This window comes from Flavobacterium terrae, from assembly GCF_900142035.1.
Taxonomy (GTDB): domain Bacteria; phylum Bacteroidota; class Bacteroidia; order Flavobacteriales; family Flavobacteriaceae; genus Flavobacterium; species Flavobacterium terrae.
Genome location: NZ_FQZI01000003.1, coordinates 163069 through 175869, shown reverse-complemented (window position 1 = coordinate 175869; position 12801 = coordinate 163069). Strand labels below are relative to the sequence as shown.

The window sequence follows — 12801 nt, the reverse complement described above, 5'->3', positions numbered from 1 at the left end:
CCAAAAATAAAGATTTTTATTGAAATTGTACCTTATTGAAACGCTTCACTTTTCGAAAATAAATTCTTGGAAGAAACTAAAAAAAATACGGGCTTAAAAAAACTTAGAAAAATTGTTTTGTTTTTCCTGTTAGGGTTAATTGTGCTTTTACTTACCCTAGGTATTCTTTTATGCTTACCTTCAGTTCAAACAAAGATTGCTCAATATATCACTGAGAAATTAAATGAAGATTTTGAAACAGATATAACTATTGAAAACGCTAATGCTTCCATTTTCGGAGGTGTAAAATTGAAAAATGTTTTAATTAAAGATTATAAAAAAGACACACTTTTTTATATCCAGATTTTAAAGACTAATATTTTAGATTTTAAAAAACTATATGATGGTGATTTGCATTTTGGTGAAATTAGACTTCATGGTATAGATTTTCATCTAAAAAATTATAAAGGAGACCGTGATACTAACTTAGATAAGTTTATAGACCTTTTTGATAAAGATAAATCAACTAAGAAGAGTACTAAGAAGTTTTTATTGACAGCAAGAGACATTCATCTTCTTAATGGACATTTTTCATACATTGACGAAAATTTAAAAACACCAAAAATTTTAGATTTCACGAAGTTAAATGCTCATACTTCAAATTTTAAGGTTTATGGGCCTGATGTTACTACTAAAATCAATGAGATGAATTTTTTAGATCATCGAGGTTTAATTATTGATAATCTAAATTCTGATTTTACTTATACCAAGAAAAACATTCATTTAGAAAATTTAGATTTAAAAACCAATGAATCTAATTTAATAGGTGATGTTGAACTTCGTTATAAAAGGGAAGATTTTTCAGATTTTAACAATAAAGTTTTGTTTGATGTTAAAATTAAAAAAGCTTCGGTTTCTACAAATGAATTAAATCTTTTTTATGGAGAATTTGGTAAAAATCAACGATTTGATCTTAAAGGAAAAATTTTAGGAACATTAAATGATTTTACAACTAAAAATATTCGTCTAAGGGATAAGAACAATTCAATTATTGTTGGGAATTTTAGATTTAAAAATTTGTTTTCAAAGCAAAAAGATGCTTTTTATATGAAAGGAGATTTCTCAAAAATTTCATCTACCTATAATAATTTAGACGCATTATTACCAAGAGTCTTAGGTGACAATTTACCTTCAACATTTAAAAAGTTTGGAGTTTTTACTTTATCAGGTACTACAGAAGTTACATTAAAAACAGTTAAAGCTGATATATTACTAAAGACCGAATTAGGTAATGCGCAATCTAATTTAAGTATGACTAATATCAATAACATTGATAATGCAACATATATAGGAAATATAAAGTTAGATAATTTTGATTTAGGGAAATTTTTGTCTCGTGATGATATTGGTGCTGTAAGTTTAGATTTAGACGTAGATGGTAAAGGTTTTACAGAAGAATTTTTAGACACAAATCTTAAAGGTAAAGTGCATAATGTTTACTACAATAATTATAATTACAACAATATTGTAGTAGACGGGACTATGAAAAAATCAGTTTTTAAAGGGAATATTACTGCAAACGATCCTAACCTAGTAATGGAATTTGATGGTAATCTGGATTTAAGTAAGAGGGAAAATAAATATGATTTTCATGCAAAAGTAGAATATGCAAATCTTGAAAAGTTAAAAATTTATACAGCAGACTCAGTTTCGGTATTTAGAGGTGATGTTCTAATGAATTTGCATGGTAATTCTATTGATAATCTATACGGTGATGTTTATATAAATAAAACATCATATGAGAATAATAAAGACACTTACTTCTTTGATGATTTTATGGTAAAATCATCATTTGATAAAAATAGAGTTCGTACCATAACGGTTAATTCTCCAGATATTATTGATGGAAAAATTGAAGGCAAATTTCAGTTCAATCAATTAATGAAATTAGTTGAGAACTCACTAGGGAGTCTTTATGCAAATTACTCCCCAAACAAAGTCAAAAAAGGGCAATATATAAAATTTGATTTTAACGTTTATAGTAAGCTGATTGAGATTTTTTATCCAGATGTTTCACTTGCGGAAAATACCTTTGCTAAAGGTTATATAAATTCAGATAATGGTGAATTTAAATTTAATTTTAAATCACCAAACATTACTGCTTATGGGAATCAATTTGATAATATTAACATCGAGTTAGATAATAAAAATCCATTATACAATGCATATATTGAAATGGATAGTGTTAAAACAAAACACTACAAAGTTTCAGATTTAAATTTGATTAATGTTACTGCAAATGATACTTTGTTTTTTAGAACTGAATTTAAAGGAGGGAGCAAAGCAGAAGATTATTACAACCTAAACTTATACCATACTATTAATGAAGATAAAAAAAGTGTAGTTGGTATAAAAAAATCGGAAGTAAATTTCAAGGATATTTTATGGTTTTTAAATGAAGATGAATCTAAAGACAATAAAATTGTTTTCAATAAAAAGTTAACAGAATTTGATATTGAGAAAATTTCAATGTCTCATGAAAATCAAATGGTTGATTTAATGGGAGTAATAAAAGATTCTACCTATAAAGACCTTAAACTTACTTTCAATAATGTACATTTAGATAAAATTACACCTTCAATTGATAGCTTGAAGTTGAAAGGTAATGTTAACGGAATGATAGCCTTTAAACAAAGAAAATCAATTTATGAACCTACGGCGTTAGTAACAATTGATAGTTTAGGAATTAATAATTATTCATTAGGTAAACTTGACTTAAGTGTAAAAGGTGATAATACATTCAAGAATTTTGAGGTTAATTCGGTTCTTAGAAATGAGGGATTAGAATCATTTAAAGCTGAAGGCTTTGTTTATATTGAAGATAAAAAAACAACCCTTGATCTTGATTTAAGGCTTGACGAATTTAATATGGGCGCGTTTAGTCCTTTGGGAGGAAGTGTAATAACTAATATCAGAGGTCTTGCATCAGGTACAGCTAAATTTGAAGGAGACTTTGAAAATCCAGATATAACAGGAAGACTCTATTTAAATAAAGCAGGACTTAAGATTCCATATCTAAATGTTGATTATAATTTCGAAAATAATGCTATTGTAGACATAACTGAAAATCAGTTTACATTTCGAAATATTGACTTAACAGATACTAAATTTAGCACAAAAGGAGTATTAAGTGGATCAATACGACATACTAAGTTTTCGGATTGGTTTTTGGATTTGAACATAGATTCAAAAAGATTGTTAGCACTTAATACTAAAGATTCTGATGACGCATTGTATTATGGAACTGCATTTATTAATGGAGATGCATCTATACGTGGGCCATTAAATGGATTGGTGATTAATGTAAACGCAAAATCAGAAAAAGGGACATCGATAAAAATCCCGATTAGTGATTCAGAAACATCTTCGGAAAGGGATTATATTAAGTTTACTTCTGCAAAAGAAAAATTAGCCGAAGCAAATAAAAAAGGTTCTAAATCTAAAAAATATGATGGAATAGAATTAAACTTTGAGTTAGACATTACTCCAGATGCAGAAATTGAAGTAATAATTAATAAAAATACAGGACATGGATTAAAAGGACGTGGTTTTGGAAGTTTATTAATGGAGATTAATACATTGGGTAAGTTTAATATGTGGGGAGATTTTCAAGCCTATGAAGGAACTTATAATTTTAAATACGGTGGAATAATTGATAAGAAATTCCAACTTAAAAAGGGTGGTTCAATTTCCTGGGATGGTGATCCATTAAATGCAACACTTAATATGGAAGCAGTTTATAAAACGGAAGCCAATCCAGCTGTTTTATTAGAAAATCCTTCGTTTAACAAAAAGATTCCAACAGAGGTAGTTATTAAATTGACAGATAAGTTAACGAACCCAGTACCAGATATATCTATTAACTTTCCTACTTTGAGTTCGGTGCTTCGTTCTGAATTGGATTATAAACTTAGTGACAATGACACCAGACAAACTCAAGCCATTTATTTATTATCATCAGGTAGTTTTCTAAGTGATAAAGGAGTTGCTGAAAATGCAATCACAGGAAATTTATTGGAAAGAGCAAATAGTTTGTTTGATGATATTTTTGCTGATGATGACTCAAAATTAAAAGTTAGACCAAATTTTGTACAAGGAAGTAAAACTAATCAAGGTGTAGAAACTGATGGAAGATTGGGTTTTACAGTGTCTACACAAATAAATGATAAAATCACTATAAACGGAAGACTTGGAGTTCCTGTAGGAGGTGTTACAGAAACTGCAGTAGTTGGTGATGTAGAAATACAATTACGTTTGAATGAAGACGGTTCTTTAAAAGCTCGTTTTTTTAATCGCGAAAATGATATCAATTACATAGGAGAGGGTATAGGTTATACTCAAGGAGTTGGTATTTCATATGAGGTGGATTTTAACACTTTCAAAGAATTATTAACAAAAATATTTAATTCAAAGAAAAACAAACAAGAAGATCAGTCTCCTCATGATGTTCCTGATTCTGATTTATCTCCTGATTTCATTCAATTTACTGAACAACGTCAGAAAAAGTCTACTGAAAAGCCAAAAACATATGATGAAATGCCGCCAGATCCAAACTGATTTGGGGTGTTTTTTGAAAACTTATTAACGAAAACGTTTGAAAATTTCAGCAACCTCGGTTTTTTAACATTTAACTGAGAAATTAATAATTTTCTTTCCTAACTTTACAATATCAAACGTTTTGAAATGTCAAAAAACATTAAAAAAATAGGGGTTTTAACCTCTGGAGGAGATTCTCCTGGAATGAATGCAGCCATAAGATCGGTTGTTCGTACTTGCGCTTATCATAATATCGAATGTATCGGAATTTATAGAGGCTATCAAGGAATGATTGAAGGAGATTTTAAAGAAATGGGGCCCCGTTCTGTTAATAATATAGTTAATAAAGGTGGTACAATTTTAAAATCGGCTCGTTCATTAGAATTTAAAACACCAGAGGGTCGCAAAAAAGCTCACGAAAATTTAGTCAATGCGGGTATTGATGCACTAGTAGTTATTGGTGGTGACGGAACATTTACGGGAGCTGAACTCTTTAATAATGAATTTGGATATCCAGTAATGGGAATTCCAGGAACTATCGATAATGATATTTATGGTACCAGTCATACATTAGGTTATGATACAGCTTTAAATACTGTTGTAGAGTGTATAGATAAAATTCGTGATACTGCCAGTTCTCACAATCGTTTATTTTTTGTTGAAGTAATGGGACGTGATGCTGGACACATAGCATTAAATGCTGGAATTGGAGCAGGAGCAGAGGAGATCTTAATACCTGAGGAAGACTTAGGATTAGAACGCCTTTTAGAATCGCTCCAAAAAAGTAAAGCTTCAGGAAAATCCTCAAGTATAGTAGTAGTATCCGAAGGTGATAAAATAGGTAAAAATGTCTTCGAATTAAAAGAGTATGTAGAAGAGCATATGCCAGAATATGATGTTCGTGTATCTGTTTTAGGGCACATGCAGCGAGGAGGTTCTCCATCATGCTTTGATAGAGTTTTAGCATCACGATTAGGTGTAAAAGCTGTTGAGTCCATCTTAGAAGGTAAATCAAATTACATGGTAGGATTAATTCAGGATAAAGTGGCTTTAACACCATTAGAACAAGCCATAAAAGGAAGCTCTAAAATAGATGAAGAATTATTGAGAGTTTCTGACATAATGACTACATAATTAAAACAAACCCAAATACAATAAACGTAATATAAATCGCTTAAAGAACGCTCTTTAAGCCTATAGCAAAATGAATATGAAAGTAAGATTAGGAATTAATGGTTTTGGTCGTATAGGCCGTATAGTTTTTAGAGAAACATTCAATAGAGATAACGTAGAAGTTGTTGCCATCAATGATTTATTAGATGTTGATCATTTGGCTTATTTATTAAAATATGATTCAGTTCACGGACGTTTCAATGGAAAAGTAGAAGTAAAAGAAGGTAAATTATATGTGAACGACAGATACATTCGTGTTACTGCAGAAAAAGATCCTAAGTTAATTAAATGGGATGATGCAACAGTTGATGTTGATGTAGTTGCAGAATGTACGGGAATTTTCACAACATTAGAAACGGCTCAAGCACATTTAGATGGTGGTGCAAAAAAAGTTGTTATTTCAGCTCCATCTGCAGATGCTCCTATGTTTGTAATGGGAGTTAATCATACCGAAGCAAAAGCTACAGATAAAATAGTTTCTAATGCATCATGTACAACTAACTGTTTAGCTCCTTTAGCTAAGGTTATTAATGATAATTTCGGAATAGTTGAAGGATTAATGACAACGGTTCATGCTTCAACTGCTACTCAAATGGTTGCCGATGGTCCATCAAGAAAAGATTGGAGAGGTGGTCGTGCAGCTTCAGTAAATATTATTCCTTCCTCAACAGGTGCAGCAAAAGCAGTTGGAAAAGTTATTCCTTCATTAAATGGAAAACTTACTGGAATGTCATTCCGCGTACCTACAGTAGATGTTTCTGTAGTTGATTTAACTGTAAAATTGGCTAAAGAAACTACTTATGAAGAAATCATGGCTGTGCTTAAAAATGCTTCAGAAACCTCAATGAAGGGAGTTTTAGGATTTACAGAAGATGATGTTGTTTCTCAAGATTTTGTTGGAGAGACACTTACATCAATTGTAGATGCAAAAGCAGGTATTGGATTAAACTCTACATTCTTTAAGTTAGTGTCTTGGTACGACAACGAATACGGTTATTCAAGTAAATTAATTGATTTAGCTGTTCACGTATCAGGTTTAAAATAATTCTCTATATTTATCATCCCGTTAATCATCATTAGCGGGATTTTTTATTTGGAGCCATTCCTGCTGTTCGCTATATTTTTTTTAATGTTGTCTGAGGTTCTCGAAGACAACATTAAAAAAGGATGCCGCTGCCATCAGGGCTAATTACCAAAAAACATAAATTAAAAACCAAACTAAAAAGTAATGAAATTACTAGTAGATAGCGGTTCTACAAAGGCCGATTGGATTGCTATAGATGATGCAGGAAAAGTATTGTTTACTACACAATCATTAGGATTAAACCCAGAAGTTTTATCTAAAGAAGAAGTTATAAATAGATTAGATGATCGATTTGATATTTCTCATAATAAAGAACATGTAACTAATTTGTTTTTTTATGGAGCAGGTTGCGGAACAGATCGAATGAAAAACTTTTTAACTGAAGTATTTCAGGAATATTTTAAATCTGCAAAAGTAACTGTTCATGAAGATACATACGCTGCAGTTTATGCAACGACACCAAAAGGAGAAAAAGCAATCGTAAGTATTTTAGGAACAGGTTCAAATTGTAGTTATTTTGATGGTCAAGTTTTGCATCAAAAAGTACAATCTTTAGGCTATATTGCAATGGATGACTGTTCTGGAAATCGTTTTGGAAGGCATTTATTACGTGGTTATTATTTTAATAAAATGCCAAAAGACTTAGCTCAAGAATTTGAAACAACCTATAATGTTGAGCCTGATCCCGTAAAGCATAATCTTTATAAAGAACCTAATCCTAATGCCTATTTAGCAACATTTGCGAAATTTTTAATCAAGCATAAGGATACTGATTTTTGTCGTCAGTACATTTTTGAAGAAATGGAAGCTTTTGTAGATAATTACATTAAACAATTTGATAATTATAAAGAAGTACCCGTGCATTTCATTGGATCGATTGCTTTCTACTTAAAAGATGAATTAAAAAGTGTTTTAGAGAAACATGGAATTAAGTTAGGAAATGTATTGCGACGTCCAATAGATGGTTTGATAGAATACCACGTTTTAAATAAATAGTCATGGAAATCGCTATAATTGCACATGATGGTAAAAAAGCTGACATGGTTCAGTTTCTAAATAAGAATATCGATATTTTACATCAAGAAAATATCAAAATCATAGCGACCGGAACGAAAGGGAGTAAAGCGGAAGCTACAGGCATTAAAGTAAAAAAACTTTTAAGTGGTCCACTTGGAGGTGATGCTCAAATAGCGGCTAGAGTTGCAGAAGGAAAATGCAAAATGGTTTTATTTTTTAAGGATCCTATGAGTAGTCATCCTCATGAGCCAGATATCAATATGCTAATTAGAATATGCGATGTTCATAATGTTCCTTTAGCTACAAACGAGGCTACTGCACAGCTTTTGCTCAATGCAATTGCCCAATAAAAATTATCGCGCTTCATGGCGCGATTTTTGTTTTTTGGAATGATATTTTTTATATATTGGCGAACCATAAACTACTTAAATATGAAAAAAATTGCACTACTATTATTGGTACTATCTGTTAGTTTTTCTTACGGTCAAAAGAAAAAAAGATCTTCATCTTCAAAAGTAAAAGCAAAGGCACCATCTGGTGTTCTAGCTAAAGAAGGTGATGCATCTGTATTGTTTAATAAAAAAAATGATTTGGTTTTAGTTGTTGCTAAAGACAGTATGGTTTTAACTAAAAGTAAATCAAACTTTGCTCCAACAAATGTAAAAGTAGCTCCTGTAAAAGTTAAGACAAATACTTTTTATTGTGTGACTTGGAATGAAACAGTAAAAACGGATACAAAAGCTAAAAAAGAAACTGCTGCAGTTACTGAAAATCAATTATGGAATCCAGCTACTAAAACACTCTTGGTTGGAAATACACAAAAAGCTGTAGAAGTTCAAGAGGTTGAATATTTAGATAAATTAAAAACTGCTTCTCAAACAGTTTATAAAAAGCGTAATGAAGGTTATCAGTTTACTTTACTTGGAAACGGAGATTTCACTTTAAGTAATAAGACATCTTCAACAAAGTATGCATATAATGAAAAATCTTCAAGGTACGAACCTGTAAAAAAATAATTATTTCAATAGTATATAAAAAAGCGAAGTCCTAAACTTCGCTTTTTTTAATCAAATTTATCTCAAGGATTTAATAACTGCACCTCCTAACATTACAGGAGAATCTTCCATTTTAACATTAATTATTCTTGAAATTGAAATAGTTCTTTCTATCACTTTCATTCCCATAAATGAAAAAATTAAAATATCTCCTTTTTTAGCTTTTATATTATAAAGCCCATCGAAACCAGTTTGTGTTCCATTAGTTGTTCCTTTAACAATAACATTAACTCCTGGTAGTGGTCCAGAAGCATCGCTAACAATTCCAGATATTGCGATTTCTTCATCCTGATTTTCTAGATTATAGGCAACTTTTCCAACAATAATATGTGGCGTTTCTGTTTGTTCTGTTTTTGGTTTTTCCTGTGCAGATACTTTTGTATTAAAAAACGTAATCATTCCAAAAAACACTGCAGCTAACCAAACAGATTTCTTCTTTTTAGGATAAAATAATTCTCTATCCAATTGTGAAGGTAAAAATCGTCCACAGATAGAATTATTTTTATTATACATTTCAATGATTTGTAAATCAGTTGATCTAGTGAAATCAAAAACATTTTTTTCGCATGATGAGCAAAATCTTCCTTTTTGCACTGGAGTCATTTTATTCCAGTCTTCATGACATGGTTCTGGTATTGTAAGTTGTAATTTTCTCATAACTATATAAAATAAAAAAATGGTCTATATATACATAGAGACCATTTCTTTATAAAAGGTTGGGAGAGAAGTAAAAAATTAATGATTTATTTTTATCTCAAACATTTTATCCCAGTTTTTTCCTGTTACAAAAATTGTTTTTGTCTTAGGATTATAAGCAATTCCGTTCAATACATCAATATCAGGATGTTGAGTAACTTTTTTCTTTAAAGCAGATAAATCAATTACAGCTTCTACAGAACCTGATTTAGGGTCTATAATTGCTAATGCATCCATTTGATAAATGTTAGCATAGATTTTTCCGTCAATCCATTCTAATTCATTAACAGCCTTAATTTTATTTTGAGCTGTATAAACATTTATAAAATCAACTTGTTGAAATGTTTCTGGGTTTAAAAGAGTAATTCTTTCAGTTCCATCACTTTGATAAAGATTTTTACCATCGTTAGTTAAACCCCATCCTTCCATTTTTTTGAAATATTTGAAGGTTTTTTCTTTTTTGAAAGTTTCAGCATCATAAACATAACCTTCATTGTTTAACCAAGTTAATTGGTATACTTTATTGTTTAAAACAGTAATTCCTTCTCCAAAATAATCTGAACCAAGTTCTACTTTTTTCAAAACTTTACCAGTTTTATAATCAACTTTTCTTAAACTGGAAACACCACGTTCTCCAGTTCCATTACCAGCACCGTTGCCGGTTCCTTCAAATAAAATATCATTGTGAAATTCTAATCCTTGAGTGTATGCTTTAAGATCATGAGGATAAGTATTAAGAATGGTGTATGTCAATAATTTTGGCTCAATATGAGAAACCAATTCAATTCTTGATTCAGTCTTTGTAGAATCTCCTTCAAAATAGACTACCGCTTTTAAATTTTGATAACCTAGTTTTTGGTCTTTCAAGCTATAATTGAACGCTGAATTTCCTTTTACAGAACCTATTCTTTTATCTCCATTAAAGTAAGCTATTGAGTCAATTGATTTATCTTTTTTATTGGTAACAGACAATGAAACGTTGTCGTCTTGATGATATAAAAGCTTAAATTTAGAATCATCTATAGAAAATAAATTTTTTTTATCACCCGCACAGCTTGCACCTAAAAGAAGTAACGAGGTGATAGCTAGAAGTTTATGTTTTATCATTGTTTAAATATTTGAGAATACAATATACAAAAGGTTTTTACCTAATCAAATTTGCTTGTAAAAATACAAAAAGATTGTATATTTGCACTGGCAAGTCCTACACGACCAGCTCCTGCAGACTCCTCCAGGGTGGGAACACAGCAAAGGTATGCGGTTGTAGCGGTGCGATGTAGGTCGCTTGCCATTTTTTATTGAATTTAATTTGAATTTTGTGGTCCCGATTGTTCGGGATTTTTTATTTTTAGACCAAATTATTCCAGAATGCAACTTGCTTGGCAAAAGGTCAAACTTCCTCTTAAAGAAACTTTTTCTATATCCTATGGTGATTATTCCTTTAGGGAAGCTTTAATTATCAAATTAAATCACAAAGGGCTTTCGGGCTATGGTGAGTGTACTGTTATAGATTATTATGGAATAAATTTAGATGATTTAGTTAATCAATTAATATCAAGTAAAACTTTAATTGAGAATCAACAAATTACTACTCCTCAATTGTTTTATTCTTTTATAAAAAATTTACATTTAAGTTCATTTGTGACTTCGGCATTAGATTGTGCGTATTGGGATTTATTTGGAAAACTTGAAAATAAAAGCTTTTTAGAAATTAATTCAATTGATTTAAAAGCAATTCCTGAATCTTCTATAACCATAAGTATTGATGATATTGAAAGTCAAATAAAGAAAATTGAAAATTCCGATTGGAATAAGTTTAAAGTAAAATGTAAAGGGCTAGATAAAGAATCTTTCATAAAATTAGCTGGTTTAAACAGAAATATAGCGCTCGATTCTAATGCAAGTTTCACTATTGAAGATTGTCATTGGATTGAAAATAATGAATTAGCATCAAAGTTTACTTATTTGGAACAACCAATGCAAGTGAAAAATTATACTAATTTGTCAAGAGATAAATATGCAAATTGGATGGCCGATGAAGATTTTCAAAACAGTAATAATTTAGTTTCTCTACTTTCACATTACAAGAGTTTAAATATTAAATTGGTTAAATGCGGAGGTTTAACGCCAGCGTTGGAGATTATAAAGGAAGCTAGAAAATTAGATTATAAAATAATGATTGGTTGTATGACTGAATCTACTGTAGGTATTTCGGCTGGAGCGGTTTTAGCGCCTTTAGTGGATTATTGCGATTTGGACGGAGCCAATTTAATAGCTAAAGATATTGCTATAGGAAGTAAAGTAATAAACGGAAAAATTCAATTATCAGACAAACCAGGTTTGGGAATTGAATTAATTAAATAAACGAATTAATAATGAGTAAAGTTGTAATAATAACTGGTGGTTCATCAGGAATTGGAAAATCAATAGGAGAGTTCTTGCAAGATAAAGGCTATACAGTTTATGGCACAAGCCGTAATCCTGAAAAAGTTCAAAATTCTAAAATTCCATTAGTAGCATTGGATGTTAGAGATAGCGAATCTATTTATAAAGCGATTGGAGAAGTTATTGCAAAATCAGGAAGAATTGATGTTTTAATCAATAATGCTGGAGTTGGTATTACTGGACCAATTGAAGAAATACCAACTGATGAAATGCGCAATAATTTTGAAACCAATTTCTTTGGACCAATTGAAGTAATGAAAGCCGTTTTACCTCAAATGAGAAGTCAAAAATCAGGATTAATCATCAATATTACATCAATTGCGGGTTATATGGGATTGCCTTACCGAGGTATTTATTCAGCTTCAAAAGGAGCATTAGAATTAGTAACTGAGGCGCTTCGAATGGAAACAAAACAATTTGGAATTGAAATTACAAACATTGCTCCTGGTGATTTTGCTACTAATATTGCTGCTGGTCGTTATCATGCACCAGTAATAAAAGGATCTGCTTATGAAAAAGTATATGGAAACACATTGGCAGAAATGAATACACATGTTGATTCAGGCAGTAATCCTATAGAAATGGCACAAGCAGTTTATGTAATAATCAATACTCCAAAACCAAAAATTCATTATAAAGTAGGTGCTTTTATGCAAAAATTCTCAGTGATTTTAAAAAGAACTTTACCAGATAAAGTATATGAAAAAATGCTTATGAATCATTATAAATTGTAATTTTGCACTTTCTTCTCATAAG

General features: G+C 30.5%; 10 protein-coding genes and 1 other RNA gene. 9 read left to right on the top strand and 2 right to left on the bottom strand.

Going from position 1 to position 12801, the window contains the following annotated elements:
* The first annotated feature begins 66 nt into the window (after nucleotides 1-66).
* From BUC09_RS08800 to BUC09_RS08775, 6 genes are all read left to right on the top strand, one after another.
* A complete protein-coding gene (locus BUC09_RS08800) occupies nucleotides 67-4596 on the top strand; it encodes a translocation/assembly module TamB domain-containing protein (protein WP_084127163.1) in 4530 nt (1509 codons plus the stop codon).
* 126 nt (nucleotides 4597-4722) lie between these two features.
* Nucleotides 4723-5709, top strand: a complete 987-nt coding sequence (gene pfkA / locus BUC09_RS08795; RefSeq protein ID WP_073310702.1) for a 6-phosphofructokinase — start codon at nucleotides 4723-4725, stop codon at nucleotides 5707-5709.
* A gap of 76 nt (nucleotides 5710-5785) precedes the next feature.
* Complete coding sequence (gene gap, locus BUC09_RS08790) at nucleotides 5786-6793, top strand: type I glyceraldehyde-3-phosphate dehydrogenase (RefSeq protein ID WP_073310700.1); 1008 nt, start codon at nucleotides 5786-5788, stop codon at nucleotides 6791-6793.
* Between the two features lie 183 nt (nucleotides 6794-6976).
* Nucleotides 6977-7828 (top strand): BadF/BadG/BcrA/BcrD ATPase family protein, encoded by an 852-nt coding sequence (locus BUC09_RS08785; protein ID WP_073310698.1) that lies wholly within the window; start codon nucleotides 6977-6979, stop codon nucleotides 7826-7828.
* Between the two features lie 2 nt (nucleotides 7829-7830).
* Nucleotides 7831-8199: a methylglyoxal synthase gene (locus tag BUC09_RS08780; protein ID WP_073310696.1), complete on the top strand. Its 369-nt coding sequence runs from the start codon at nucleotides 7831-7833 to the stop codon at nucleotides 8197-8199.
* 81 nt (nucleotides 8200-8280) lie between these two features.
* The gene (locus tag BUC09_RS08775) at nucleotides 8281-8865 is read left to right on the top strand and encodes a hypothetical protein (protein WP_073310694.1); all 585 of its coding nucleotides are present in this window, start codon (nucleotides 8281-8283) and stop codon (nucleotides 8863-8865) included.
* 57 nt (nucleotides 8866-8922) lie between these two features.
* Here the strand turns inward: BUC09_RS08775 and BUC09_RS08770 are convergent, their stop codons facing one another.
* Complete coding sequence (locus BUC09_RS08770; protein WP_073310692.1) at nucleotides 8923-9561, bottom strand: carboxypeptidase-like regulatory domain-containing protein; 639 nt, start codon at nucleotides 9559-9561, stop codon at nucleotides 8923-8925.
* A gap of 78 nt (nucleotides 9562-9639) precedes the next feature.
* Entirely contained in the window at nucleotides 9640-10707 is a 1068-nt protein-coding gene (locus BUC09_RS08765) for a glutaminyl-peptide cyclotransferase (protein WP_073310690.1), read from the bottom strand.
* Nucleotides 10708-10795: 88 nt separating this feature from the next.
* Between BUC09_RS08765 and ffs the strand changes: the two genes are divergently transcribed.
* From ffs to BUC09_RS08750, 3 genes are all read left to right on the top strand, one after another.
* An RNA gene (ffs, locus tag BUC09_RS08760) (signal recognition particle sRNA small type) lies at nucleotides 10796-10894 on the top strand.
* Between the two features lie 74 nt (nucleotides 10895-10968).
* The gene (locus BUC09_RS08755; RefSeq protein ID WP_073310688.1) at nucleotides 10969-11964 is read left to right on the top strand and encodes an enolase C-terminal domain-like protein; all 996 of its coding nucleotides are present in this window, start codon (nucleotides 10969-10971) and stop codon (nucleotides 11962-11964) included.
* 11 nt (nucleotides 11965-11975) lie between these two features.
* Entirely contained in the window at nucleotides 11976-12779 is an 804-nt protein-coding gene (locus BUC09_RS08750) for an SDR family oxidoreductase (RefSeq protein WP_073310686.1), read from the top strand.
* The last annotated feature ends 22 nt before the right edge of the window (nucleotides 12780-12801 follow it).

What these genes read in the sequence shown, in the direction of transcription:
- BUC09_RS08775 (WP_073310694.1), top strand. Translation starts at nt 8,281, where the DNA reads ATGAAAAAAATTGCACTACTATTATTGGTACTATCTGTTAGTTTTTCT.
- pfkA (WP_073310702.1), top strand. Translation starts at nt 4,723, where the DNA reads ATGTCAAAAAACATTAAAAAAATAGGGGTTTTAACCTCTGGAGGAGAT.
- BUC09_RS08765 (WP_073310690.1), bottom strand. Translation starts at nt 10,707, where the DNA reads ATGATAAAACATAAACTTCTAGCTATCACCTCGTTACTTCTTTTAGGT.
- BUC09_RS08755 (WP_073310688.1), top strand. Translation starts at nt 10,969, where the DNA reads ATGCAACTTGCTTGGCAAAAGGTCAAACTTCCTCTTAAAGAAACTTTT.
- BUC09_RS08750 (WP_073310686.1), top strand. Translation starts at nt 11,976, where the DNA reads ATGAGTAAAGTTGTAATAATAACTGGTGGTTCATCAGGAATTGGAAAA.
- BUC09_RS08785 (WP_073310698.1), top strand. Translation starts at nt 6,977, where the DNA reads ATGAAATTACTAGTAGATAGCGGTTCTACAAAGGCCGATTGGATTGCT.
- gap (WP_073310700.1), top strand. Translation starts at nt 5,786, where the DNA reads ATGAAAGTAAGATTAGGAATTAATGGTTTTGGTCGTATAGGCCGTATA.
- BUC09_RS08770 (WP_073310692.1), bottom strand. Translation starts at nt 9,561, where the DNA reads ATGAGAAAATTACAACTTACAATACCAGAACCATGTCATGAAGACTGG.
- BUC09_RS08780 (WP_073310696.1), top strand. Translation starts at nt 7,831, where the DNA reads ATGGAAATCGCTATAATTGCACATGATGGTAAAAAAGCTGACATGGTT.